Annotated in this window: 27 protein-coding genes; 15 read left to right on the forward strand and 12 right to left on the reverse strand. The window is 68.0% G+C overall.

Features of this window, described 5'->3' with window-relative positions; genetic code table 11:
* Positions 1-3: 3 nt before the first annotated feature.
* From hisB to J7528_RS16240, 6 genes are read left to right on the forward strand one after another with little or no spacing between them, the layout of a single operon-like run.
* Positions 4-594 carry an imidazoleglycerol-phosphate dehydratase HisB gene (gene hisB / locus J7528_RS16215; protein ID WP_291876439.1) on the forward strand — a complete coding sequence of 197 codons (591 nt, stop codon included), beginning with the start codon at positions 4-6 and terminating at the stop codon, positions 592-594.
* A 9-nt stretch (positions 595-603) separates the two neighbouring features.
* Complete coding sequence (hisH, locus tag J7528_RS16220; RefSeq protein ID WP_291876441.1) at positions 604-1,245, forward strand: imidazole glycerol phosphate synthase subunit HisH; 642 nt, start codon at positions 604-606, stop codon at positions 1,243-1,245.
* On the forward strand, positions 1,233-1,967 hold the full coding sequence (hisA, locus tag J7528_RS16225; protein WP_291876444.1) for a 1-(5-phosphoribosyl)-5-[(5-phosphoribosylamino)methylideneamino]imidazole-4-carboxamide isomerase: 735 nt from the start codon (positions 1,233-1,235) through the stop codon (positions 1,965-1,967). The genes hisH and hisA overlap by 13 nt, the downstream gene beginning before the upstream one ends.
* Positions 1,967-2,746 carry an imidazole glycerol phosphate synthase subunit HisF gene (hisF, locus tag J7528_RS16230; protein WP_291876447.1) on the forward strand — a complete coding sequence of 260 codons (780 nt, stop codon included), beginning with the start codon at positions 1,967-1,969 and terminating at the stop codon, positions 2,744-2,746. Before hisA ends, hisF begins: the two co-directional genes overlap by 1 nt.
* Positions 2,743-3,069 (forward strand): phosphoribosyl-ATP diphosphatase, encoded by a 327-nt coding sequence (locus J7528_RS16235; protein ID WP_291876449.1) that lies wholly within the window; start codon positions 2,743-2,745, stop codon positions 3,067-3,069. The genes hisF and J7528_RS16235 overlap by 4 nt, the downstream gene beginning before the upstream one ends.
* 33 nt (positions 3,070-3,102) lie before the next feature.
* The gene (locus J7528_RS16240; RefSeq protein WP_291876450.1) at positions 3,103-3,411 is read left to right on the forward strand and encodes a DUF1294 domain-containing protein; all 309 of its coding nucleotides are present in this window, start codon (positions 3,103-3,105) and stop codon (positions 3,409-3,411) included.
* Here J7528_RS16240 and J7528_RS16245 read toward each other — a convergent pair.
* Genes J7528_RS16245 through timA form a run of 3 tightly spaced genes read right to left on the reverse strand, consistent with a single transcriptional unit; the run spans position 3,384 to position 5,744 of the window.
* Positions 3,384-3,953 (reverse strand): Smr/MutS family protein, encoded by a 570-nt coding sequence (locus J7528_RS16245; protein ID WP_291876453.1) that lies wholly within the window; start codon positions 3,951-3,953, stop codon positions 3,384-3,386. The two genes, J7528_RS16240 and J7528_RS16245, sit on opposite strands and share 28 nt — an antisense overlap.
* Position 3,954: 1 nt before the next feature.
* Positions 3,955-5,115 (reverse strand): MltA domain-containing protein, encoded by a 1,161-nt coding sequence (locus tag J7528_RS16250; protein ID WP_291876456.1) that lies wholly within the window; start codon positions 5,113-5,115, stop codon positions 3,955-3,957.
* Complete coding sequence (timA, locus tag J7528_RS16255) at positions 5,115-5,744, reverse strand: TIM44-related membrane protein TimA (protein WP_291876925.1); 630 nt, start codon at positions 5,742-5,744, stop codon at positions 5,115-5,117. Before timA ends, J7528_RS16250 begins: the two co-directional genes overlap by 1 nt.
* Positions 5,745-5,869: 125 nt before the next feature.
* On the opposite strand from timA, the gene secB reads away from it, so the two are divergent.
* Positions 5,870-6,370, forward strand: a complete 501-nt coding sequence (gene secB, locus J7528_RS16260) for a protein-export chaperone SecB (RefSeq protein ID WP_291876459.1) — start codon at positions 5,870-5,872, stop codon at positions 6,368-6,370.
* A gap of 196 nt (positions 6,371-6,566) precedes the next feature.
* Here secB and J7528_RS16265 read toward each other — a convergent pair whose 3' ends face one another.
* Positions 6,567-7,253, reverse strand: a complete 687-nt coding sequence (locus tag J7528_RS16265) for a response regulator transcription factor (RefSeq protein ID WP_291876927.1) — start codon at positions 7,251-7,253, stop codon at positions 6,567-6,569.
* Between the two features lie 74 nt (positions 7,254-7,327).
* Here J7528_RS16265 and J7528_RS16270 point away from each other — a divergent pair, with 74 nt between their 5' ends.
* Positions 7,328-7,837, forward strand: a complete 510-nt coding sequence (locus J7528_RS16270) for a L,D-transpeptidase family protein (protein WP_291876462.1) — start codon at positions 7,328-7,330, stop codon at positions 7,835-7,837.
* 139 nt (positions 7,838-7,976) lie between these two features.
* On the opposite strand, the gene J7528_RS16275 is transcribed toward J7528_RS16270, so the two are convergent.
* Positions 7,977-8,648, reverse strand: a complete 672-nt coding sequence (locus tag J7528_RS16275; RefSeq protein ID WP_291876465.1) for a YggS family pyridoxal phosphate-dependent enzyme — start codon at positions 8,646-8,648, stop codon at positions 7,977-7,979.
* Positions 8,649-8,663: 15 nt separating this feature from the next.
* On the opposite strand from J7528_RS16275, the gene J7528_RS16280 reads away from it, so the two are divergent.
* The gene (locus tag J7528_RS16280; RefSeq protein WP_291876929.1) at positions 8,664-9,287 is read left to right on the forward strand and encodes a thiamine phosphate synthase; all 624 of its coding nucleotides are present in this window, start codon (positions 8,664-8,666) and stop codon (positions 9,285-9,287) included.
* A gap of 3 nt (positions 9,288-9,290) precedes the next feature.
* Here the strand turns inward: J7528_RS16280 and J7528_RS16285 are convergent, their stop codons facing one another.
* Entirely contained in the window at positions 9,291-9,701 is a 411-nt protein-coding gene (locus tag J7528_RS16285; protein WP_291876468.1) for an NtrZ family periplasmic regulatory protein, read from the reverse strand.
* A gap of 251 nt (positions 9,702-9,952) precedes the next feature.
* Between J7528_RS16285 and J7528_RS16290 the strand changes: the two genes are divergently transcribed.
* The 4 genes from J7528_RS16290 to holA all read left to right on the forward strand — a co-directional run bounded on the left by J7528_RS16290 (position 9,953) and on the right by holA (position 14,770).
* Positions 9,953-10,480 carry a DUF3576 domain-containing protein gene (locus J7528_RS16290; protein ID WP_291876471.1) on the forward strand — a complete coding sequence of 176 codons (528 nt, stop codon included), beginning with the start codon at positions 9,953-9,955 and terminating at the stop codon, positions 10,478-10,480.
* A 140-nt stretch (positions 10,481-10,620) separates the two neighbouring features.
* A complete protein-coding gene (gene leuS, locus J7528_RS16295; protein ID WP_291876473.1) occupies positions 10,621-13,206 on the forward strand; it encodes a leucine--tRNA ligase in 2,586 nt (861 codons plus the stop codon).
* Positions 13,207-13,211: 5 nt separating this feature from the next.
* Entirely contained in the window at positions 13,212-13,712 is a 501-nt protein-coding gene (gene lptE / locus J7528_RS16300; protein ID WP_291876475.1) for an LPS assembly lipoprotein LptE, read from the forward strand.
* A 5-nt stretch (positions 13,713-13,717) separates the two neighbouring features.
* Positions 13,718-14,770 (forward strand): DNA polymerase III subunit delta, encoded by a 1,053-nt coding sequence (holA, locus tag J7528_RS16305; protein WP_291876477.1) that lies wholly within the window; start codon positions 13,718-13,720, stop codon positions 14,768-14,770.
* 362 nt (positions 14,771-15,132) lie between these two features.
* Here holA and J7528_RS16310 read toward each other — a convergent pair whose 3' ends face one another.
* The 6 genes from J7528_RS16310 to J7528_RS16335 form a co-directional block, all read right to left on the reverse strand.
* On the reverse strand, positions 15,133-16,044 hold the full coding sequence (locus J7528_RS16310) for a ParB/RepB/Spo0J family partition protein (protein WP_291876479.1): 912 nt from the start codon (positions 16,042-16,044) through the stop codon (positions 15,133-15,135).
* Between the two features lie 43 nt (positions 16,045-16,087).
* Positions 16,088-16,891 (reverse strand): ParA family protein, encoded by an 804-nt coding sequence (locus tag J7528_RS16315; protein ID WP_291876481.1) that lies wholly within the window; start codon positions 16,889-16,891, stop codon positions 16,088-16,090.
* Entirely contained in the window at positions 16,881-17,447 is a 567-nt protein-coding gene (gene rsmG / locus J7528_RS16320; protein ID WP_291876931.1) for a 16S rRNA (guanine(527)-N(7))-methyltransferase RsmG, read from the reverse strand. Before rsmG ends, J7528_RS16315 begins: the two co-directional genes overlap by 11 nt.
* Before the next feature lie 73 nt (positions 17,448-17,520).
* Positions 17,521-19,377 carry a tRNA uridine-5-carboxymethylaminomethyl(34) synthesis enzyme MnmG gene (gene mnmG, locus J7528_RS16325; protein ID WP_291876484.1) on the reverse strand — a complete coding sequence of 619 codons (1,857 nt, stop codon included), beginning with the start codon at positions 19,375-19,377 and terminating at the stop codon, positions 17,521-17,523.
* 169 nt (positions 19,378-19,546) lie between these two features.
* Positions 19,547-20,887, reverse strand: coding sequence for a tRNA uridine-5-carboxymethylaminomethyl(34) synthesis GTPase MnmE (gene mnmE, locus J7528_RS16330; RefSeq protein WP_291876486.1), 1,341 nt, complete (start codon positions 20,885-20,887; stop codon positions 19,547-19,549).
* Between the two features lie 4 nt (positions 20,888-20,891).
* Entirely contained in the window at positions 20,892-21,134 is a 243-nt protein-coding gene (locus tag J7528_RS16335; protein ID WP_291876487.1) for a DUF6489 family protein, read from the reverse strand.
* Between the two features lie 114 nt (positions 21,135-21,248).
* Here J7528_RS16335 and J7528_RS16340 point away from each other — a divergent pair, with 114 nt between their 5' ends.
* On the forward strand, positions 21,249-21,944 hold the full coding sequence (locus J7528_RS16340) for a dienelactone hydrolase family protein (RefSeq protein WP_291876488.1): 696 nt from the start codon (positions 21,249-21,251) through the stop codon (positions 21,942-21,944).
* Positions 21,944-22,909, forward strand: coding sequence for a quinone oxidoreductase (locus J7528_RS16345; protein WP_291876933.1), 966 nt, complete (start codon positions 21,944-21,946; stop codon positions 22,907-22,909). The genes J7528_RS16340 and J7528_RS16345 overlap by 1 nt, the downstream gene beginning before the upstream one ends.
* Positions 22,910-23,007: the final 98 nt, after the last annotated feature.

Below are 23,007 nucleotides of genomic sequence, written 5' to 3' on the forward strand. Positions count from 1 at the left end.
CAGATGGCCCGCACCGCTGAAGTGGTCCGCGAGACGAAGGAGACCCAGATCCGGGTCTGGATCGATCTCGACGGGACCGGCGTCTCGACGATCTCCACCGGCATCGGTTTCTACGACCATATGCTGGAGAGCTTCGCGCGCCACGGCGGCTTCGACCTCAAGGTCGAGACCAAGGGCGACCTGCATATCGACATGCACCACACGGTCGAGGACACCGGCATCGTGCTGGGCCAGGCGATCAACAAGGCGCTGGATGGCTTCAAGGGCATCCGGCGCTTTGGCTCGGCCTATATCCCGATGGACGAGACCCTGACGCGCTGCGCCATCGACCTGTCCAACCGGCCGTACCTGATCTGGAAGGTCGAGTTCAAACGCCCCAAGGTCGGCGAGATGGACACCGAGCTCTTCAAGGAGTTCCACCACGCGTTCGCCATGAACTGCGGGGCGTGCATCCATCTGGAAACCCTGTACGGCGACAACACCCACCATGTGGCCGAGAGCGGCTTCAAGGCCCTGGCCCGGGCGCTGCGTCAGGCGGTCGAGATCGACCCGAAGACCGGCGGCCAGGCGCCGTCCACCAAGGGCGTGCTGTAAGGACATTCCATGCAGACCGTCGCCCTGATCGACTACGGGTCGGGCAATCTGCGTTCGGCCGAGAAGGCCCTGCGTGAGGCGGCCCGCCGCCGCGCGCTGGACGCCGAGATTGTCGTCACCGCCGATCCCGACCTTGTCGCCAAGGCCGATCGCGTCTTCCTGCCCGGCGTCGGGGCCTTCGCCTCATGCCGCGCTGGCCTGGACGCCACCGGCGTCTATGAGGCGATGAACCAGGCCGTCCATGGCCGCGGCGTGCCCTTCATGGGCATCTGCGTCGGCCATCAGCTCTTGGCCACCGAAGGCCTGGAGTTCGGCGTCACCCCCGGCCTCGACTGGATCGCCGGCCAGGTGAAGAAGCTCGAGCCCCACGATGCTTCGCTGACCATCCCGCACATGGGCTGGAACGCCATCACGTTCGCCCGCGCTCATGCCCTGTTCCAGGGCATCGAGGACGGCGCCCACATGTACTATGCCAACTCGTTCGCCCTGAACGCGGCAGACCCGGCCGACATCGTCGCCACCACGGACCATGGTGGTCCGTTCACGGCGGCGGTGGCCAAGGGCAATGTCGCGGGCGTACAGTTCCACCCCGAAAAATCACAAAGTGCCGGGCTCGCCCTGCTCGCCAACTTCCTGGAATGGCGCCCATGATCCTCTATCCCGCCATCGACCTGAAGGACGGCCAGTGCGTGCGCCTGCTGCACGGCGACATGGAGAAGGCCACGGTCTTCAACAATTCGCCCGCCGACCAGGCCCAGCGCTTCGTCAAGGACGGCTTCTCGTGGCTGCACGTCGTTGATTTGAACGGCGCCATTGAGGGCAAGTCGGTCAACACCGCCGCCGTCGAGCAGATCCTGGAGTCGATCTCCATCCCCGTGCAGCTGGGCGGCGGCATCCGCACCCTGGAAGGCGTCGAGGCCTGGATCGAGGCGGGCGTGTCCCGCGTGATCCTGGGCACGGTGGCGGTGCACGACCCCGAACTGGTCAAGAAGGCCGCCCGCCTGTGGCCCGAGCAGATCGCCGTGGCCGTCGACGTCCGTGACGGCAAGGTCGCCGTCGATGGCTGGACCGGCCTGTCGGACCTGTCGGCGATCGACTTGTCGCGCCGCTTCGAGGACGCCGGCGTCGCCGCCCTGATCATCACCGACATCAGCCGCGACGGCGCCCTGACCGGCGTCAATGTCGAAGGCGTGGGCGAGCTGGCCGACGCCGTCTCGATCCCCGTCATCGCCTCGGGCGGCGTCGCCGCCGTGGCCGACATCGAGCGCCTCAAGGCCCGCAAGGGCGTCGAGATCGCCGGGGCCATCCTGGGTCGCTCGCTCTATGCCGGCACGATCAAGCCGGCCGAAGCCCTGATCGCGGCGGCCGCCTGATGCTGAAGACCCGGATCATTCCCTGCCTCGACGTGAAGGACGGGCGGGTGGTCAAGGGGGTCAATTTCGTCTCCCTGCGCGACGCCGGCGACCCGGTGGAGCAGGCGCGGGCCTATGACGCGGCCGGCGCCGACGAGCTGATGTTCCTGGACATCACCGCCTCCAGCGAAGGCCGCGGCCTGATCCTGGACGTCATCTCGCGCACGGCCGAGGTCTGCTTCATGCCCGTCTCGGTGGGCGGGGGCGTGCGGCAGGTGTCGGACATGCGCCGCCTGCTGCTGGCCGGGGCCGACAAGGTCTCGACCAACACCGCCGCCGTCGAGAACCCCGACCTGATCGCCCGCGGCGCCGACGCCTTTGGCAGCCAGTGCGTGGTGGTGGCCATCGACGCCAAGGCGCGCGAGGACGGCTCGGGCGGCTGGAACGTCTGGACCTATGGCGGCCGCAAGGACACCGGCATCGACGTGGTCGACTGGGCCGCCAAGGTCGTCGAGCGCGGCGCGGGCGAGATCCTGCTGACCTCGATGGACCGCGACGGCGCCAAGATCGGCTACGATATCCCGCTGCTGAAGGCCGTGACGGGCGCGGTGAACGTGCCGGTGATCGCCTCGGGCGGCGCGGGCAAGACCGAGCACCTGGTCGAAGCCGCCCGCGAAGGCCACGCCGCCGCCGTGCTGGCCGCCTCGATCTTCCACTTCGGCGAGATCAGCATCGGCGAGGCCAAGCAGGCCATGGCCGACGCCGGCATTCCCGTGCGCCTTGATCGGAGCGCCGCATGAGCCGCCTCAGCGAGGTCCTGGACCGCCTCTCGGCCACGATCGAAGCCCGCAAGGGCGGCGATCCGTCGGTGTCCTATACCGCCAAGCTGCTGAACGACCCGGCCCTGGCCGCCAAGAAGCTGGGCGAGGAAGCCGTCGAGACGGTGATCGCGGCTGTGGCCCAGGGTCCCGACGCCCTGGCGGCCGAGAGCGCCGATCTGCTCTACCACTGGCTGGCCCTGATGGCCGCCTCGGGCGTGTCTCTGGACGCCGTGGCCGAGAAGCTGGAAGCCCGTGAAGGCACGTCCGGCATCGCCGAAAAGGCTGCTCGGAAGCCCCAATAATCGACCGGTAAGGTTGGTGGCCCATGCTTGGGCATGGTCCAGCTCGTCGGCCTCTATCTGCTCGTCATGAACGCGCTGACCTTCGCGGTCTTCGCGGATGACAAGCAGCGGGCGAGACAGGGCGATCGACGCGTGCCGGAGCGGATCCTCCTGCAACTGGCCCTGTTTGGCGGCACACCCGGCGCCTTCGCGGCTCAGCAGCTTCTTCGCCACAAGACCCGGAAGGAGCCGTTCCGCACCCTGCTGTGGCTCACCGCCTTCCTGCAGCTCGTCCTGGTGATCGGGGCGATCGTCTGGACGCACGGCGACGGGCCTCAGCTCTTGCGCTTCAGCGCCACGTAGAGCGCCCCTTCGCCGCCGTGCCGCTGGTCGGCCGTCGACACCCCGGCGATCATCTCGCGCACCGTCGGCCCCGCCAGCCATTCGGGCGTGCGTTGCCGCAGGACCCCATGCCCGATCTTGCCCTTGCCGGTGATGACCAGCACGGCGCGGTGGCCGTCGTCATAGGCGCGGCGGATGAAGCTCTCGAGCGTCGCGCGGGCCTGGTCCTGGTCCAGGCCGTGCATGTCCAGGCGCGCGCCGATCGGGTCGTGTTCCTTGGCGATGCGACGCTTGCGGTTGGGCTCGATGCGGTCCGGCGCGTATTTCAGGGTCTTGGCCGGAGCCGGCTTCAGCTCCTCGGGCGACACGCGCAGAGGCGCGATCGAGGCCAGGCGCGTCGGCGGGTCGGCCGGTATGGCCGTGGCCGCCTTCAGCGACGGCCGGATCCGGGCCTTGGAGCGCATCTTCTCGGGCGCCACGGGCGCGCGCGGCGTCACGGTCGAGGCGACGAGCTTCCAGAGGCGCTTGTCGTCCTCAGGTCCGGGTGGCGGTTTCTTGGCCACCTTACGACCGAGGAACCAGCCGATAGAGCCGCAGCGTGTGACGCACGCGGCCGGCCTCGGCCCCGGCGGCGTTGCCGCTGCCCATATAGAGATCGGCGCGGACCTCGCCCTTGATGGCCCCGCCGGTATCCAGCGCCACGGCCAGGCGGCGATAGGCCGGGAAGGCGCCCGCCAGCTTGGGCGCGGCGGCGTCCAGCCAGTACAGGCCGCCATAGGCGTGCTTGCTGGGGTCGACGGCGATGGCGCGACCGGCCGGCAGCGGCACGCCGGCGGCGCCGACCGCTTCCTTGCCGTCGTCGGCGGCCATCTTGAAGAACACGTAGCGCGGGTTCAGCCGCATGATCGCGTCGGCTTCCGGCCCGCGATGCGCGGCCAGCCAGGTGCGGATCGCGTCACCCGAGGTGTTGTTGTCGGGCAGCAGGCCCTGGTCGCGCATGGCGTTGGCGATGCCGACGAACGGCTTGCCGTTGTGGCCGGCGAAGGCCGCGCGCACCCGGCGACCGTCCGGCAGCACCAGAATGCCCGAGCCCTGGATCTGCAGGAAAAACAGCTCCTCGGGCCGCATCCAGGCCAGGGGCTTGTCGGTCGGAACCGCCTCGATCTCGGCGCGGGCCGGATAGGGCACGAAGGTCGGGCCTTCGACGTGGCCGGTGATCTTCTTGCCGACGAAGCCGGGCTCGAAATCGGCCAGGTCCAGCACCACCAGGTCGGCCGGCAGGCCGCGCACCGGGGCGGTGAACTCGGCGTTGCGCGACATCCGCGCTTCGTACTGCGGGGCGAAATAGGCGGTCAGTAGGCCTTCGTCACCGACCGGCTCAGGCCGGAAATTGGCTTCGAGGAACGCCCGGGCGCCCTGCTCGTCCTGGATCACGGTCGCCTTGGCCAGGCCGCAGACGCGGGCCAAGGCGGGATCCTTGGCGACCCCGCAACCGGCCCGGAAAGCGTTCAGCGCCGCCAGGTGGTCGTCCTCGCTCCAGCCGGCCAGGCTGGAGAACGACAGCGCCGTCGGCGGCGGCAGAACCGGCGGCGACGGTATGCCGCTCGTCGGAGGCGGCGGCGCTGGACCGGTCGCGACCGGCGGGGTCGGCGTGATCGCGCTGGCGCAGGCGCTCAGCAGCAGGCCCGCCAGAATTAGCGGAGCGAAGGAACGAACCCGGGTCATCACGCCTCGGCGGCGGCGACGTAGGTCAGAAGCCAGTTCGGATTGCTGCTCTTGACCTCGCGCTCGAAGGTCCAGAGCTCGGCCGTGCGGCGGTCGTCGACGCCTTCGCCACGCTCGTCCTTGGTGCGGGTGCGCACCTCGGCCAGGATCCGCACGACGGCCTTGGCCAGATCGCCCACGACGTCGACCTTTTCCAGGTCCAGGCGCGGCGGGGTCAGGAACTCGACCTTCTCGCTACGGCCGGCGGCCTCGCGCGAGGCCATGGCCTGCTCGAAATTGTCCATGACCTCGGTCGCCAGCAGGGGCTTCAGCGTCTCGCGGTCGCCCTCGGCATAGGCCTTGACGATCTGCTCGTAGGCCGCGCGGGCCCCCGACAGGAACTTGGTCGGATCGAAGTCGGGCTGCTTGGCCTTGATCGCCGCCAGATCCTCGGCGCGGACATTCGGCAGGCTTTCCAGCACGCTCCCGTTAGCCGGCTTGATGGTCTTGTCGACAACCTCTTCCGGCTGGCGGCCGGTGCGGCGCCCCAGCGTGGCGTACAGCTGGTACAGGACGACGGCGGCCACCGCGGCGAGGAACAGAATCTGGAGCACTTCGAGGTCCGTTGACGGGCTTTTGGCCCAGCGAATGGTGTCTATATAGGCGAGACGCGTTCTCCCGTCAGGCGCCTGGCGTTGCGCCAGACCGGCCCTCATGGTAGCAGCGCCCACCTTTCTTACAGGCGTTCTAGCCGCCGATTACGGATTTTATCCTAATGACCGACACGACCGCCCCCAATGGCGCCCCCGCAGGGACCCCGGAAGAGGCCGCTGGGCAATCGGGCATCCGCATCCTGGCCCAGTTCGTCCGTGACTTCTCGTTCGAGAATCCGCTGGCTCCGGACAGCCTGCGCGCCGGCGCCGCCCAGCCCGCCATCGACATGGGCGTCGAGATGAACGCCCGCGGTCGCCCCGACGGCCTGTTCGAAGTGGACCTGAAGCTCTCGGCCCGCGCCCTGCGTGAAGAGCAAGCCGTGTTCCACGTCGAAGTGGTCTATGGCGGCCTGTTCCATATCGAAGGCGTGGCCGAAGCCGACCTTGAGCCGGTGCTGCTGATCGAGTGCCCGCGCTTCCTGTTCCCCTACGCTCGTCGCCTGATCTCGGACGTCACGGCCGAAGGCGGCTTCCCGCCCTTCCTGATCGACCCGATCGACTTCGCCGGCGTCTACGCCGCGCGCAAGGCCCAGGCCGAAGGCCAGCCGATCGGCAACGCCTAAGCTTTTAGGTGGAAGTGTTTTGAGAGGGGCTCGGCCGAAAGGCCGGGCCTTTTTCTTTTTGCCTCAAACAAACTTTGTCATCCCGGCCGCAGCGAAGCGGAGAGCCGGGACCCAGGGACCAATGCAGTGCGGCTGCTCCTGGGTCCCGGGTCGGCTTCGCCGCCCGGGATGACGAGATTGGATTTTCGACTGAGGCTTACGGCTGCAGGCGATACCCGCCCATCTCGGTGATCAGGATCCGCGCCACGGCCGGGTCGGGCTCGATCTTCTGGCGCAGACGGTAGACGTGGGTTTCCAGCGTGTGGGTGGTGACGCCGGCGTTGTAGCCCCACACCTCGGTCAGCAGCTCCTCGCGCGACACGGGCTTGGAGCCGGCGCGGTAGAGGTACTTGAGGATGTTGGTTTCCTTCTCGGTCAGCCGCACCTTCTTCTGCTTCTCGTCGACCAGCAGCTTGGCGGACGGGCGGAACTCGTACGGGCCGATGCGGAACAGCGCGTCTTCCGAAGCCTCATAGCTGCGCAGCTGAGCGCGGATGCGGGCCAGCAGCACGCCGAAGCGGAAGGGCTTGGTGACATAGTCGTTGGCCCCGGACTCCAGGCCCAGGATGGTGTCGCTGTCGCTGGCGGCGGCCGTCAGCATGATCACCGGGGCCGTGACCCCGTTCTTGCGCATCAGGCGGCAGGCCTCGCGGCCGTCCATGTCGGGCAGGTCGACGTCCAGCAGGATCAGGTCGGGCTTGAGCTCGCGCGACACCCGTACGCCCTCGCCGGCGGTCGAGGCCTCGGCGACCGCGAACTCCTCATGCAGGGCCAACTGCTCGGCCAAGGCGCCGCGCAGGTCATCGTCGTCGTCGATCAGAAGCAGGGTCTTACGTTGCGCCATAAGGCGAAACATGCACCGCTGCGGCCCCTCGGGACAACCCCGAGCGCGGCTTTAGTCTGAGGAGTCCCGGTTCCATGCTGTTTCGCGCCCATGCCGATGGCCGTTTCGAGCTGGACGGACGGGTCCTGCGCTGCGCGATCGGCAAGGCCGGCGTGATCGCGGGGGCCGACAAGCGCGAGGGTGACAACAGGAGCCCACTGGGGACCTGGGTCATGCGCGAGGTCTGGTACCGGCCCGACGTCTATCCCGAGGGTCCGAAGACCGCCCTGCCCGTCCGCGCCACGCGGCGGGAGGACGGCTGGTGCGATGCGCCGGGGGATCCGAACTACAACCGCCCCATCACCCTGCCCTATCCGGCCAGCGCCGAGCGGATGTGGCGCGACGACCACGTCTACGATCTGGTCGTGATCCTTGGCCACAACGATGACCCGCCGGTTCCGGGCATGGGCTCGGCGATCTTCATGCACTTAGCGCGGGAGGGTTATCCCGGGACGGAGGGCTGCGTGGCGCTGGAACGGGCGGATATCGAGGCGGTGTTGGCGGCGGCCAAGCCGGGCGACGCGGTGGAGATCGTGGCCGAATAATTCTCCGTCTCCCCGGCGAAAGCCGGGGCCGAGATCGAACCCAGAACCTATCCGTTTCAGGTCTGGGCCATTGGGCGCGAACACCCCAAACGCTCAGGATGAATCTGGGCCCCGGCTTTCGCCGGGGAGACGGGGATTGCTAGGTCGTTTGGTAGGCCCGCGACCCGAAGATCGCCGATCCCACCCGCACCGAGGTCGCACCCTCTGCGATCGCGGTCTCGAAGTCCTCGCTCATCCCCATCGACAGCTTCCCGACTCCGTTGCGCTCGGCGATGGCCCGCAGGGCCGCGAAATGCGGCGCGGGGTCCTGGTCGACGGGCGGGATGCACATCAGACCCTCGACCGTCAGGCCATAGGCCTCCCGGCAAGCGGCGATGAAGCCGTCAGCCTCCGCCGGCGCGATGCCGGCCTTTTGGGCCTCTTCGCCGATATTGACCTGGACATAGAGGCGCGGGGCCTGGCCGGCTCGCTGGATCTCGTCAGCCAGGACCCGGGCCAGCTTTTCGCGATCGAGCGTCTCGATGACATCGAAGAAACCCACGGCCTCGCGGGCCTTGTTGGTCTGCAACGGCCCGATCAGGCGCAGTTCCAGGCCTTCGCGGCGGTCGCTCCAGCGCTCCATGGCCTCCTGGACGCGGTTCTCGCCGAACACTCGCTGGCCGGCCTCGAGCACGGGCGCGACGGTCTCCCAGGGCTGGGTCTTGGACACGGCCACCAAAGTGACCGAACCCGCCGGCCGACCGGCTCGGATTTCGGCCTCTGCAATGCTAGCCTGGACCTGGGCGAGAGCGTGCGGCTTGCTTGAGGTCATGAGGGGGGTGTGGCCTTGGACGGAAACGTGAGCGAACTAGAAGTCCTGTCTAGTGCGACGGCGGCCTTCCCGCCAAGGACCGCGCGCGACCGGGCCCTGCCCGCCTTGCTATTCTTCACCGACCCGGCGCGGGTTGCGAACCCGGAGGCGGTGGCCGAGCGCCTGCCGGCCGGGGCCGGGATCGTCTTCCGCGCCTTCGGGGCCGAGGATGCGATCGACCGGGGCCGCCGTCTGCGGGCCATCGCCGACGCCCGCGGCCTGATCCTGCTGGCCGGGGCCCATGCCGGCCTGGCCGAGGGCATCGGCGCGGACGGCCTGCACCTGCCCGAGGCCAGCGTCGTCGCCATCCCGCGTTTGCGCGCCGAGCACGCCCGCTGGCTGATCACGGCCGCGGCCCATGACGTCATGGCCGTCCACGCCGCCGAACGCGCGGGCGCCGACGCGGTCGTGGTGTCGCCGGTCTTTCCCAGCAACAGCCCGTCGGCGGGCGAGCCGCTGGGGATCGAGGGCCTGAAGGGTCTGGTCGCGGCGACGGCCCTGCCCGTCTACGCCTTGGGCGGCGTGCGGGCGCGCACGGTCACGCAGCTGATCGGCAGCGGAATCGTCGGCATCGCGGCGGTCGAAGCGCTCGCGGGGTAGCCTTTAGAACTTGAAGGCGGTTTCCAGACGCACGCGGGGCGCCGGATCGGCCTGCTGGGCCTTGCGGGCGGCCAGGGCCGGGTTGGTCTCGCCCAGGCTGACAGCGCCGCCGACGCGGATCGACGGGGTCACCTTGAAATAGGCGCCGGCCTGAACGTCCTGCAGTTCCATCTCGCGGCTGGACGGCTGGTCCAGGTCGAGCTTGAGACCCCAGCGGCCCTTCTTGGCGTCCCACTTCAGCGTGCGCTTGTCGTCGGTCGGGTACTGGACGCCGACCGGTGCGCTGGTGAAGTCGTTCTTGACCGAGAAATCGGGGGCGACGGCATGCGGCTTGGCCTGGGCAAACGCCGTCGCGGCCGATCCAGTGAGGATCAGCGCGGCTGCACCCGCCAGGAAATAACGCTTCGCGACCATCGCTACTCGCCGCCTATACAATGTCCCCACTCGCTCCATATAGGATCGAGCCCCTTGATTTGCGATTAAAGGCTTGGCCGGAACGCGGTCAACCGGGGTTTGGTCGCACTTCGGGCTGAATTGAGCGATTCAATCGAGTCCTGTGTCGATGAGGTCACGCGATTCCTGTTTTGAGGCGGCGTAGCCATGCTATAGACCGGCTCCCGGCCGCGGGGGCGCGCCAGGAAGCGCGTAATCGCGTCGGCGAGACATTGGAGCGAGGTACTATGGCGTTTGAGCGTGGGTCTGTGATGCGCGGCGTCGCCGCGGGCGTCCTGGCTCTGTCGATGCTGGGCATGACCGCATGCGCCAGCAACAAGCCCCCCAAGACGTTTTCCACGCAAAGCGACGAACCGGGCTTCAACCCGTTCAAGCGCTTCGGCGGCGGCAGCAAGGCCGCGCCCGCCGAGGCCGGCATCGGCGTCAACGGCTATCTGTGGCGCGCGAGCCTGGACACCCTGGCCTTCATGCCGCTGGCCTCGGCCGACCCGTACGGCGGCGTGATCGTCACCGACTGGTACGTGAACCCGGAAACCCCGGCCGAGCGCTTCAAGGCCACGGTCTACATCCTGGACACCCGCCTGCGCGCCGACGGCCTGAACGTCACGGTGTTCAAGCAGTCCAAGGACATCAACGGCGCCTGGGTCGACGCTCCGGTCGCCGACCAGACCGCCACCGACATCGAGAACGCGATCCTGACCCGCGCGCGTCAGCTTCGACTTTCGAACATCAAGAACTAAGGTTCTTCGGAGGGTTCTCGCCGCAACCGGCGAGAACCCTTCAGACTTCCTATTTCTCTGCGCGCTCCGGCCGCGAAACCGCATAGTCTTGCGCGGATCGCCCTCGGGGCGCGTTCCTGCATCTAGACACCTGGTTTCCGATGGCCCGCTACAATCCCAAAGACACCGAGCCCAAGTGGCGTGAAGCCTGGGCGAAGGCCGACGTCTTCAAGACCGGCGAGATCAACGACGGCCGTCCGAAATACTATGTGCTCGAGATGTTCCCGTACCCGTCGGGCCGCATCCACATGGGCCACGTCCGCAACTACGCCATGGGCGACGTCGTGGCCCGCTACAAGCGCGCGCAAGGCTTCAACGTCCTGCACCCGATGGGCTGGGACGCCTTCGGCATGCCCGCCGAGAACGCGGCCATGGAGCGCGGCGTCCACCCCAAGGGCTGGACCTACGACAACATCGCCGCCATGCGCGAGCAGCTGAAGTCGCTGGGCATTTCGGTCGACTGGTCGCGCGAGTTCGCCACCTGCGACCCGGAATATTACGGCAAGCAGCAGGCCTGGTTCCTGCGCCTGCTGAAGAGCGGCCTGGTCTATCGCAAGGAAGCCTCGGTCAACTGGGATCCGGTCGACATGACCGTCCTGGCCAATGAGCAGGTCATCGACGGCAAGGGCTGGCGCTCGGGCGCGACGGTCGAGAAGCGCAAGCTGACCCAGTGGTTCCTGCGCATCACCCAATATGCCGACGACCTGATCGAGGGCCTGAAGACCCTGGACCGCTGGCCCGACAAGGTTCGCCTGATGCAGGAGAACTGGATCGGCCGCAGCAAGGGCCTGCGCTTCAAGTTCCAATTCGAGGGTGAAGCCCCCGACGGCATGGCCGACGGGCTGGAGGTCTACACCACCCGTCCCGACACCCTGTTCGGCGCCAGCTTCGTCGGCATCGCGCCCGAGCACCCGCTGGCCGAGCGCCTGGGCATCGAGAACCCCGAGGTCCAGCAGTTCATCGCCGACTGCCGCAAGGGCGGCACCTCGGAAGCCGAGATCGAGAGCGCCGAGAAGCTGGGCTACGACACCGGCCTGCGGGTGCAACACCCGCTGGACCCGTCGATCACCCTGCCCGTCTGGATCGCCAACTTCATCCTGATGGACTACGGCACCGGCGCGATCTTCGCCTGCCCGGCCCACGACCAGCGCGACCTGGACTTCGCCCGCAAGTACGACCTGCCGGTGCTGCCGGTGGTGCTGCCCAACGGTGAGGACCCGGCGACCTTCACGGTCGGCAAGGAGGCCTATGTCGGCCCCGGCAAGATCTTCAATTCCGAGTTCCTGGACGGCATGGACGTCGAGGCCGCCAAGGCCGAGGCCGTGGCCCGCATCGAGGCGGCCGGTCAGGGCCAGGGCGCGACCGTCTACCGCCTGCGCGACTGGGGCGTCTCGCGCCAGCGCTACTGGGGCTGCCCGATCCCGGTGATCCACTGCGCCGACTGCGGCGTCGTGCCCGTGCCGGAAGACCAGCTGCCGGTCGCCCTGCCCGAGGACGTCACCTTCGACAAGCCGGGCAACCCGCTGCTGCGCCACCCGACCTGGCGCCACACCAGTTGCCCCTCGTGCGGCGGCAAGGCCGAGCGCGAGACCGACACGCTGGATACGTTCATCGACTCCAGCTGGTACTTCGCCCGCTTCGCCGACCCGACCGCGCAAGAGCCGGTCGGCAAGGAAGCGGCCGACTACTGGATGGCCGTCGACCAGTATATCGGCGGCGTCGAGCACGCGATCCTGCACCTGCTGTACGCGCGCTTCATCACCCGCGCCCTGAAGGACGAGAACCTGCTGTCGGTCGAGGAGCCGTTCGCGGGCCTGTTCACCCAGGGCATGGTCACCCACGAGGCCTACAAGAACGAGGCCGGCGAGTGGGTCGAGCCCTCGGACATCCGCATCACCGTCGAGGGCAACAGCCGCACGGCCGTCCACGCCACGACCGGCGCGCCGATCATCATCGGCGACGTCGAGAAGATGTCGAAGTCCAAGAAGAACGTCGTCGCGCCCGAGGACATCTTCGAGGCCTACGGCGTCGACAGCGCCCGCCTGTTCGTGATGAGCGACAGCCCGCCCGAGCGCGACGTCCAGTGGACGAACTCGGGCGTCGAGGGTTCGTGGCGCTTCACGCACCGCCTGTGGAACGAGTTCGACGGCCAGCCGGCCGGCGACTTCGCCCACGACGACAGCGATGAAGCCGCCGTGGCCCTGCGCAAGTCGGCCCACAAGCTGATCGGCTTCGTCACCGACAGCATCGAGGGCTTCCGCTTCAACAGCGGCGTGGCGCGCCTGTACGAGTTCCTGAACGCCCTGAAGGCCGCTCCGGCCGAAGGCGCGTCGCAGGGCGTGCTGGCGGCTCGCAAAGAAGCCCTGAACATCCTGGCGCGCCTGGTCGCCCCCTTCACGCCCCACCTGGCCGAGGAAGCCTGGGCCAGCATCGGCGGCGAAGGCTTGGTCGTGAACGCGCCCTGGCCCAAGGCCGACCCGGCCCTGGCCGCGGACGACGAGCGTGTCCTGCCGATCCAGATCAACGGCAAGCGTCGCGGCGAGGTGAAGGTGAAAGCCGGCGCCCCCGAGGACGAGGTCCAGAAAATCGCTCTGGCGGATCCGAACGTCATGGCCCACCTTGAGGGCCTCACGGTCCGCAAGGTGATCGTGGTGAAGGACCGGATCATCAACATCGTGGCCAACTGAGACTGATGAAACGCACCCTGGCGGCGGCCGCTCTCGCTCTTTCGACCCTCGCGCTCTCGGCCTGCGCCGGCTTTACGCCGCTGTATGGCCGTCCGGGCGTCGAGAGCGGTCTCTCCGGCATCGAGACCATCGCGTCCGAGGGCCGCGGCGGCTACCTGCTGCGCGAGCAGCTGGACGACGCCCTGGCCCATCGCGCCGACGATCCGGTGGCCTACAAGCTGCTGCTGTCGGTCAACGAACAGCGCTTCGCTCGCGGCGTGCGCCTGGACAACACGGCCAACCGCTACGAGCTGAAGATGACCGTCACCTGGCGCCTGCTGGACGCCAAGACCACGGCCGAGGTCCATAAGGGCCTGACCGACGTCTCGGTGACCTATGACTCGGCCGACCAGCCCTATGCGGCCATCGCGGCCCAGAACGACGGCCAGGAACGCGCCGCCGCCGAGGTGGCCCGCAAGATCCAGCTGGACATCGCCACCTGGATGGCGGGCCGGAAGCCGGCCTAAAGCCCATGATCCTCTCCAAGCGTCCGGACGTCGAACGCTTCCTGCGGGAGCCGACCCCGGACATCCGGGCCGTGGTCATCTACGGCAAGGACCGGGGCGTGGTGCGCGATCGCGCCAACGCCCTGGCCAAGCGCGTGGTCGAGCGGCCGGACGACCCCTTCGACACCGCCATGCTGACCGACGGCGACCTGGACGCCGATCCGGCCAAGCTGGAGGACGAACTGTCGGCCATGTCGCTGATGGGCGGCCGGCGGCTGGTGCGCCTGCGCCTGAACGGCGACAAGGCCGGGCCCGACAAGCAGGCCTCTGAGGCCCTGACGCGCCATGTCGAGGGCCAGCTGAACCCCGACGCCTTCTTCCTGGTCGAGGCCGGCGCGCTGGACCGCAACTCCCTGCTGCGCAAGGTCGGCGAGAAGGCCAATGGCTGCGCCGTCATCCCTTGTTATGAAGACGAAGCGGGCGACCTGGCCCGCCTGGCGCGCGACACCCTGGCCAATGACAAGGTCAGCCTCAACAGCGAGGCCCTGGATCTCTTCGTTTCACGCCTGCCCAAGGAGCGCGGCGTGGCCCGCGCCGAGATCGAGCGCCTGGCGCTATACCTGGGCCCAGGCAGCGGCATCACCGCCACCGCCGCCGACCTGACCGACTTCCTGGGCGTGGAACCGGAGGCCTCGCTCAGCGACGCCGCCGCCGACGCGTTCGGCGGCAAGGCCGGTCTCGCGCAGCAGGCCCTGCGCCGCGCCGCCGCCGAAGGCGAAGGCGGCCCGGCCGCCGTCCGGGCGATCAGCTACTATCTGAACCGCCTGCGCCGGGTTCTGACTCTGCACAGGAACGGCGTCGACCTGCAGGCGGCCGCCAAGGCCTCCGGCGTGTTCTGGAAGCAAGAGCGCGAGTTCCTGCGCCAGGCTCGCGCCTGGAACCTGGAAGCCATCCTGGAGATCCAGGGCGAGGTCCTCACCGCCGACCGCGCCTGCAAGACCTCCGGCTCGCCCGACCAACTGATCTCCGAGCGCCTGGCGCTGATGATCGCTGGGCGCGCGAGGCGGCTGGGGCTGTAGCACCCAAATCCGTCTCCCCGGCGAAAGCCGGGGCCTAGATGGAAAAACGCTGGAATGGGTTCTACGAGCTCTGAGCCCTTCCAATCATCTCAAACGCCTTGAGATCTGGGTCCCGGCCTTCGCCGGGAAATCGGATAGGGAAATCACCCAAAATAGCGCCTTTGCGCCACTGTGGATGGTTTCGAGGAAAGCCTTACACCACAAGGGTTTGGAGTCTGATCAGACTCAAACCGCCCTCCTCTCACGAAAACGGCGCCTCCCGGAGTACGGAAAGGCGCCGCTTGGTGCGCGACAGAGGCAATTTTCAGAGGCCGTTTTCGCGCCCCAAAAGCGCTCAAACGCACGCGCTTACGTGCGTCTGATCAGACCCCTCGGCTCAGCCGGTTGCAGAGGTCGTCCAGCTGCTCGAGCGTCGCGTAGCTGATCGTCAGGGCGCCGCCGGCGCCGCGATGGTCGATCGAGACGTCCAGGCCCAGGACAGACGACAGGTCGGCTTCCAGCGCCTGCGTGTCGGTGTCCTTCACGCGCGGCGGACGACCGCCCTTGTTCTTGTTCGGCGTCGCGGTCGGCGCTTTGCGGGCCAGGGCCTCGGTCTCGCGGACGGACAGACCGCCCTCGATGATCTGCTTGGCCAGGGCGACCGGATCGGCGGCGGCGGCGATGGCGCGGGCGTGACCGGCCGACAGCTCACCGCTGACCAGGTATGACTGCACCTCGTCCGGTAGGGCCAAGAGGCGCATCGTGTTGGCCACGTGGCTGCGGCTCTTGCCGATGGTCTGGGCGATGTTCTCCTGGGTGCGCTCGAACTTCTCCATCAGCACTTTGTAGGAAAGCGCTTCTTCCAGGATGTTCAGGTCGGCGCGCTGGACGTTTTCGATGATGCCGATTTCCAGCACCGCCAGGTCGTCCAGCTCGCGCACCATGATCGGCACGGTGCGCAGGCCCGCGCGTTGGGCGGCGCGCCAACGGCGTTCGCCGGCGACGATCTGGAATTCGCCGGGCGCGCCCGGCGCCGGACGCACCAGGATCGGCTGCAGGACACCCTTCTCGCGGATCGAGTTGGACAGGTCCTCCAGGTCTTCCTCGCGGAAGGTGCGGCGCGGCTGGTCGGGATTGCGCTTCAGGATCTCGATCGGCGCTTCGCGCGAACCGGCCGTGTTGTCGCCCGGCGCCTGGGCCGGCGCGGCGTCGACCTCGCCCAGCAGGGCGGAAAGACCGCGCCCCAGACCACGACGCCCCTCGGAACCACCAGCCTCAGCCACCACAGACTCCATTCTTCTTCTCGTACAAACTCGGGTCGTTACTCAAAAAATCGGTTTAAGCAGCTTGGGCCTGACGGTCGCGCTCGCGGCTGATCACCTCGCGGGCCAGCTTCAGGTAGGCCTGGCTGCCGGCGCACTTCAGGTCATACAGCAGCACGGGCTTACCGAACGACGGCGCCTCCGAGACGCGGACGTTACGCGGGATGACCGCGTCATAGACCTTGTCGCCGAAGTACTCGCGCACGTCGCGGGCCACCTGCTCGGACAGGCTGTTGCGGCGGTCGTACATCGTCAGCACCACGCCCTGGATCTCCAGGCGCGGGTTCAGGCTGCCACGGATGCGCTCGATGGTGCGCATCAGCTGGGTCAGGCCTTCCAGGGCGAAGAACTCGCACTGCAGCGGCACGAACACCGCGTCGGCGGCGGTCATGGCGTTGACGGTCAGCACGTTCAGCGACGGCGGGCAGTCGATCAGCACATAGGTGTAGGGCCCGTTGACCCGGATCGACTCCAGGGCGTCGCGCAGGCGGTACGACCGGCGGGCGGTCTGGCCCAGCTCGATCTCGACGCCCGACAGGTCGGCGTCGGCCGGAATGACGTCCAGGCCGGGCAGCTCGGTCTTCACGGCGGCGTCCACCACCGGCGACTCGCCCATCAGCACGTCGTACAGCGTGGTCCGGCGCTGGGTGCGGCCGATGCCCAGCCCCGTGGAACAGTTGCCCTGCGGGTCGGCGTCGATCAGCAGCACCCGCTCGCCGCAAGCGGCCAGGGCGGTGCCCAGATTGATGGCGGTCGTGGTCTTGCCGACCCCGCCCTTCTGGTTGGCGATGGCCAGGACGCGGAGAGGATTAGCGGACACGGGAAAGCCTCTTCACTTGAACGATGCGGCCACGGGGGTCGCTTTGACTGGTGCTCAGCTCGCTGGCGAACGCCCAGGCCTTGGAGGCCTCGGTCAGTTCCGCAGCGACGTCCTGCCCCTTCAGGAACAGGCCCGTCGCGCCGCGATACAGATAGGGTTCGGCGAAGCCGAGCAGCTTGGTCATCGGCGCGCAGGCCCGCGCGGTGACGACGTCGACCTTCAGCTTCAGCTCTTCGGCTCGGACATTATGGATCTCGACCGGCAGGTCCAGATCCTTGGCGACGACTTCCAGGAAGCGGCAGCGCTTTGCCATCGACTCGACCAGGTGAACCTTGGCCCCAGCCCTACCCTTTAGCAGTATGGCCAGCACCACGCCGGGCAGACCCGCGCCGGCCCCGAGATCGGCCCAGGTCACCGCGTCGGGCGCCAGGGCCAGCAGCTGCGAGCTGTCCAGGGCGTGGCGGGTCCAGTAGGTGGCGATGGTCAGCGGACCGACCAGGTTCATCACCGCGTTCCACTCGGCCAGAAGCTCCTGGAAGCGCGCCAGGTCGGCCATCTGGACGTCGGTCGCGCCGGTAAGGGCTTGGTAACCAGCTGCGTCCAGCACCGGGGGTTCTACGGTCACGAGATCAGGCTGCACGGCCGCGCCTCACGTGAGCCAGCAGAGCCGTCAGCGCGCCCGGAGTGACACCCTCGATCCGAGCCGCCTGGCCCAAGGTCAGGGGACGCACGCGCTGCAGCTTCTCGCGCACTTCGTTCGACAGGCTGCCGATGTCGGCATAGTCCAGGTCGGCGGGCAGACGCAGGTCCTCGTCCTTGCGCAGGCTTTCGGCGTCGGCGCGCTGGCGATCCAGATAGCCGGCATAGGCGGCCTCGATCTCGATCTGCTCGCGGACGTCAGTGTTCCACGTGAAAACCTCGGGCCAGATGCGGCCGAGATCATCCAGGGTCACGTCCGGATAGGCCAGCATGGCGAAGACATCCCGGCGGACGCCGTCGCTGTTGACCTTGAAGCCGGCCTTCACCGCCTCGTTCGGGGTCAGGGTGACGGAACGGGCGAAGGCGCGGGCCGCCTCCAGGCGATCCTTCTTCTCGGTCCAGGCCTTGGCGCGGGTCTCGCCCACCACGCCGAGCTCGATCCCACAATCGGTCAGGCGCTGGTCGGCATTGTCGGCGCGCAGGGTCAGGCGGAACTCGGCCCGGCTGGTGAACATGCGGTACGGCTCGGTGACGCCCCGGGTGACCAGGTCGTCGATCATCACGCCGATATAGGCTTCGTCGCGAGCGAAGGTGGCGGGCTCCCTGCCCTGCGCCGCCAATGCCGCGTTCAGGCCAGCGACCAGGCCCTGGGCCCCCGCCTCTTCATAGCCCGTGGTGCCGTTGATCTGGCCGGCCAGGTACAGGCCCGGCAGGCGCTTGGTCTCCAGCGTGGCGTAGAGCTCGCGCGGATCGACATAGTCGTATTCGATCGCATAGCCGTAGCGGATCACCTCGACCTTCTCGAGGCCGGGGATCGTGCGCAGGAAGAGCAGCTGCGTTTCTTCTGACACCGACGTGGAGATGCCGTTCGGATAGACGGTGTCGTCGTCCAGGCCTTCCGGCTCCAGGAAGATCTGGTGGCTCGTCTTGTCGGCGAAGCGGACAACCTTGTCCTCGATCGACGGGCAATAGCGCGGGCCGATCCCCGTGGCGCGACCGCCATAGACCAGCGACTCGGTGAGCCGCTCGGCGATGATCCGGTGGGTCTCTTCGGTGGTGAAGGTGACGCCGCAGGCGATCTGCGGGACCTCGATCTTATCCGTCAGGTACGAGAACGGGACCGGCTCCTCGTCGGCCGCCTGGCTCTCCAGCTGGTCCCAGGCGATAGTCTTGCCGTTCAGGCGCGCGGGCGTGCCGGTCTTCAGGCGGCCCATCTGGAAGTCCAGGCCGTAGAGTCGATCGGCCAGGCCGATCGACGGCTGGTCGCCGACCCGGCCGGCGGGGAGACGGTCGTCGCCCCGGTGGATGACACCCTTCAGGAAGGTGCCGGTCGTCAGGATTACACGTGAAGCGCGGTACGCCCGCCCTTCCCCATCGACCGCGCCCGCGACCTTACCGTCCTCAACGATCAGATCCTCGGCAGCGGCGGCGATGATGTCGAGGTTCGGCGTGGCGGCCAGCTCGGCCTGCATCGCCTCGCGATAGAGCTTGCGGTCGATCTGCGAGCGCGGGCCACGGACGGCCGGACCCTTCGAGCGGTTCAGCATCCGGAACTGGATGCCGGCCTTGTCGGCCAGGCGGCCCATGACGCCGTCCAGGGCGTCGATCTCGCGGACCAGGTGGCCCTTGCCCAAGCCGCCGATGGCCGGGTTGCACGACATCTCGCCGATGGTCTCGAGCTTGTGGGTCAGCAGCAGGGTGCGCGCGCCCGTACGCGCCGACGCAGCGGCCGCCTCGCAGCCGGCGTGACCGCCGCCGATGACAATGACATCCCAGGTATCGGACAAAAGACTCGCCTCAATGCGAACGCCCCCGGATCGTGCGGGGGCGTTGGACTCGATCTATACGCCAAACAGGCGAGCGGGTCGATGTGACTCAAAGGCGTTTCACGTGAAACACCCCCTCAGCAGCTGTGAGCCCGCTGTGGATAATATAGGGGACGTTTCACGTGGAACATCACTTGCCGATGCAGAAGGTCGAAAAGACGCGGCCGAGCACGTCCTCTGGATCCACGCGGCCCGTGATCTTCTCGAGAGCGCGGGCGGCGAGGCGAACATCCTCGGCGGCCAGCTCCACTTCCAGGCCAACCTCGGACAGAGCGCGAGCCAGATAGTCCTGGGCCTCGCGGAGCCGCTCGGCGTGGCGGAGGCGGGTGGCTGCTGGGAACTCCGCGCCAGACAGCGCGTCGGCGACATGATCGGCCAGAGCGCTCCGAACCTCATCGACGGCGGTGCTCGAACGAGCCGACAGTCGCAGGACCTTGAGTCCCTGCCCGGTCCACTTTTGAGCGGCTTCATCCAGCGCTGAGGCGTCGGCGATGTCGGCCTTGTTGAGCATAAACCAATCGCCCGGCCGGATCGCCTCCTCAAGCTTCACTGTATGTTTCACGTGAAACCCATCGACGACCCAAAGCCTTAGGTCAGCATCTTCAGCCCAGGCCCGCGCCCGGCGGACGCCCTCGGCTTCGATAGCGTCAGCCGTTTCGCGGATGCCAGCCGTGTCGGCGACCAGAACCTTGTACCCACCGAGCACCAGTGGAACCTCGATCACGTCCCGGGTAGTACCAGGCGTATCCGTCACGATCGCCGCGTCGCGCTCGACCAGGCCGTTCAGCAAGGTGCTCTTCCCCGCGTTCGGCGCGCCGACCAGGGCGATGCGGAAACCGTCCCGCACCCGACGACCACGGGAAACATCGGCCAGCGCGGCATCGAGTTCGGCGCTCAGCGTCCGCAGACCCGGACGCGCGCGCTCGGCCACCTCCTCCGGCAGATCCTCGTCCGGAAAGTCGACCGCCGCCTCTAGCATCGCCAGGGATTGGACCAACAGATCGCGCCACCGGTCATAGCGCTGGCTCAGCGCGCCACCCACCTGCCCCAGGGCCTGCTTGCGCTGCGCCTCGGTCTCGGCGTCGATCAAGTCGGCGACGCCTTCGGCCTGGGCCAAGTCGAGCTTGCCGTTCTCGAAGGCGCGGCGGGTGAACTCGCCCGGCTCGGCCAGCCGCAGGCCCAGATCGACCAGGGCTGACAGCAGCGCCTCGACGACAGCGCGGCCGCCGTGCACGTGAAACTCGGCGCTGTCCTCGCCGGTATAGCTGGCCGGTCCCTCGAACCGCAGGACCAGCGCCTCGTCCAGCTCAACGCCCTGGTGACGCAGTTTGCGCAGAGCCGCCAGGCGCGGCTTGGGCGGTTTTCCCGTGAGAGCCTCGACGACCGACAAGGTCGCCGGACCCGAGACGCGCACCACGGCCACCGCCGCTCGCCCGGCCGCGGTGGCCAGGGCGAAGATCGTATCGGTCATGTCGTCAGGGCTTCCCGACCGCCGCGCCGGCCGCCGCCGTCATCAGCTTGCGGAACTGTTCCTGCGCGCCCGTGCCGAACGCCATCCAGTTCTTCATCAGCTCCTCGGGCGCCAGCATGGCCATGTTGGCGTCCATGCGGTTCTGCATCTCTTTCACCAGATGCTCGTTCAAGGCGCTGACATCGGGGAGGCCTAGAAAGGCCCGCGCCTCGACGGGCGTGCAGTCGATCTCGATGGTCATTTTCATCGGGGAAGTTCCCTTCGGTCAGGGCACGATATTGTTATGGGCCAAGGCCCGTCGGCGCAGGTTAGAGCGCTTTGGTCCAAAGTCACATTGGTCACGGAAGAGACGGAGTTCCCGATGAGCGAGACCCTCACGATCACCACGCCGGATGGCGACTTCTCGGCCTATGTGGCGCGTCCGCAAGCAGACAGTGCTCCGGCCATCGTCGTGATCCAGGAGATCTTCGGCGTCAACAAGGTGATGCGCGATATCTGCGACGGCCTGGCCGCCCAGGGCTATGTCGCCATCTGCCCCGACCTCTTCTGGCGGATCGAGCCGGGCATCGACATCACCGACCAGTCCGAGGCCGAGTGGAAGCGCGCCTTCGAGCTGTTCAATCTGTTCGACGTGGACGCGGGTGTCTCGGACATCGGCGCGACGGTCGCCGCGGCCCGCAAGCTGGCCGGCGTCAACGGCAAGATCGGGGCGGTCGGCTATTGCCTGGGCGGCCTGCTGGCCTTCCTGACCGCGACCCGCACCGACGTCGACGCCTCGGTCTCGTACTACGGTGTCGGCATCGAGAAGTATGTCGGCGAGGCCGAGAAGCTGGAACGGCCGCTGCTGATGCACATCGCCGAGAAGGATCAGTTCGTCCCGCCAGAAGCCCAGCAAGTCATCCTCAACGCCCTGAAGGATCACCCGCAGATCGAGATCCATACCTATGCCGACCGCGACCACGCCTTCGCGCGCGAGGGCGGCGCGCACTATGACGCCGGCGATGCGGCCAAGGCCAACGGCCGCAGCCTGACCTTCTTCCAGAAGGCGCTCGCGTGATGCTGGCGATCCAGTTCGCACGCACCGGCGGCCCCGAGGTGCTCGAGGCTGTCCAGGTCGAAGTCCCCTCCCCGGCGGCCGGCCAGATCCTGATCCGCCACCAGGCGGTTGGGCTGAACTACATCGACACCTATCATCGCTCGGGCCTCTATCCCTTGAAGCTCCCCTCCGGGATCGGGCTCGAGGCGGCCGGCGTGGTCGAGGCGATCGGCGACGGCGTCACCCGATTCCAGGTCGGCGACCGCGTCGCCTATAACGGGACCATGGGCGCCTACGCCGAGGCCGCCGTCGTTCCGGCCGAGCGCACGGTGAGGGTTCCCGACGGCGTCAGCCTGGAGACCGCCGCCGCCGTGCTGCTCAAGGGCATGACCGCCGAGTTCCTGGTCCGTCGGTGTTTCCACGTGAAACCTGGCGACCTCGTTCTGGTCCACGCGGCCGCCGGCGGCGTCGGCCAGATCCTGGTGCAGTGGTGCAAGGCCCTGGGCGCGACCGTGATCGCCACGGCCGGCGGCGAGGCAAAGCTGGCCCTCGCTCGCAGCCTCGGCGCGGACCATGTCATCGACTATGGCCAAGAGGATGTCGTCGCTCGCGTCGGCGAGATCACCGGCGGCAAGGGCGTGGCGGTCGTCTACGATGGCGTCGGCAAGGACACCTGGGACGCCAGCTTCAAGAGCCTGGCCAAGCGCGGGGTGCTGGTCACCTTCGGCAACGCCTCGGGTCCGGTCCCACCGTTCGCGCCACTGGAGCTGTCGGCCAAGTCGGCCTTCGTCACCCGCCCTCGCCTGTTCGACTACATCGCCACGACCGAGGAACTGGACGAAAGCGCCGAGGCTCTGTTCGGCGTCCTGGCCTCCGGCGCGGTGAAGATCGACATCGGCCAGACCTTTCCCCTGGCCGAGGCCCGAGCCGCGCACGAAGCCTTGGAGGGTCGGAAGACGACTGGGGCTACCCTGCTCATTCCGTAAGCCAGATGCTCCCCCGCGATGCGGGGGAGCTGTCACGAAGTGACTGAGGGGGCGAACTGGACGTATGCCGCGTTAGCCCCCTCCGGCCCTACGGGCCA

The sequence above is a fragment of the Caulobacter sp. genome, assembly GCF_017744445.1.
Taxonomy (GTDB): domain Bacteria; phylum Pseudomonadota; class Alphaproteobacteria; order Caulobacterales; family Caulobacteraceae; genus Caulobacter.

Bases quoted from the DNA above. Each gene is read 5' to 3' on its own strand.
- hisB (WP_291876439.1), top strand. From the start codon at position 4: ATGGCCCGCACCGCTGAAGTGGTCCGCGAGACGAAGGAGACCCAGATC.
- hisH (WP_291876441.1), top strand. From the start codon at position 604: ATGCAGACCGTCGCCCTGATCGACTACGGGTCGGGCAATCTGCGTTCG.
- hisA (WP_291876444.1), top strand. From the start codon at position 1,233: ATGGCGCCCATGATCCTCTATCCCGCCATCGACCTGAAGGACGGCCAG.
- hisF (WP_291876447.1), top strand. From the start codon at position 1,967: ATGCTGAAGACCCGGATCATTCCCTGCCTCGACGTGAAGGACGGGCGG.
- J7528_RS16235 (WP_291876449.1), top strand. From the start codon at position 2,743: ATGAGCCGCCTCAGCGAGGTCCTGGACCGCCTCTCGGCCACGATCGAA.
- J7528_RS16240 (WP_291876450.1), top strand. From the start codon at position 3,103: ATGGTCCAGCTCGTCGGCCTCTATCTGCTCGTCATGAACGCGCTGACC.
- J7528_RS16250 (WP_291876456.1), bottom strand. From the start codon at position 5,115: ATGACCCGGGTTCGTTCCTTCGCTCCGCTAATTCTGGCGGGCCTGCTG.
- secB (WP_291876459.1), top strand. From the start codon at position 5,870: ATGACCGACACGACCGCCCCCAATGGCGCCCCCGCAGGGACCCCGGAA.
- J7528_RS16265 (WP_291876927.1), bottom strand. From the start codon at position 7,253: ATGGCGCAACGTAAGACCCTGCTTCTGATCGACGACGACGATGACCTG.
- J7528_RS16270 (WP_291876462.1), top strand. From the start codon at position 7,328: ATGCTGTTTCGCGCCCATGCCGATGGCCGTTTCGAGCTGGACGGACGG.
- J7528_RS16275 (WP_291876465.1), bottom strand. From the start codon at position 8,648: ATGACCTCAAGCAAGCCGCACGCTCTCGCCCAGGTCCAGGCTAGCATT.
- J7528_RS16285 (WP_291876468.1), bottom strand. From the start codon at position 9,701: ATGGTCGCGAAGCGTTATTTCCTGGCGGGTGCAGCCGCGCTGATCCTC.
- leuS (WP_291876473.1), top strand. From the start codon at position 10,621: ATGGCCCGCTACAATCCCAAAGACACCGAGCCCAAGTGGCGTGAAGCC.
- lptE (WP_291876475.1), top strand. From the start codon at position 13,212: ATGAAACGCACCCTGGCGGCGGCCGCTCTCGCTCTTTCGACCCTCGCG.
- holA (WP_291876477.1), top strand. From the start codon at position 13,718: ATGATCCTCTCCAAGCGTCCGGACGTCGAACGCTTCCTGCGGGAGCCG.
- J7528_RS16310 (WP_291876479.1), bottom strand. From the start codon at position 16,044: ATGGAGTCTGTGGTGGCTGAGGCTGGTGGTTCCGAGGGGCGTCGTGGT.
- rsmG (WP_291876931.1), bottom strand. From the start codon at position 17,447: ATGGCCGACCTGGCGCGCTTCCAGGAGCTTCTGGCCGAGTGGAACGCG.
- mnmE (WP_291876486.1), bottom strand. From the start codon at position 20,887: ATGACCGATACGATCTTCGCCCTGGCCACCGCGGCCGGGCGAGCGGCG.
- J7528_RS16335 (WP_291876487.1), bottom strand. From the start codon at position 21,134: ATGAAAATGACCATCGAGATCGACTGCACGCCCGTCGAGGCGCGGGCC.
- J7528_RS16340 (WP_291876488.1), top strand. From the start codon at position 21,249: ATGAGCGAGACCCTCACGATCACCACGCCGGATGGCGACTTCTCGGCC.
- J7528_RS16345 (WP_291876933.1), top strand. From the start codon at position 21,944: ATGCTGGCGATCCAGTTCGCACGCACCGGCGGCCCCGAGGTGCTCGAG.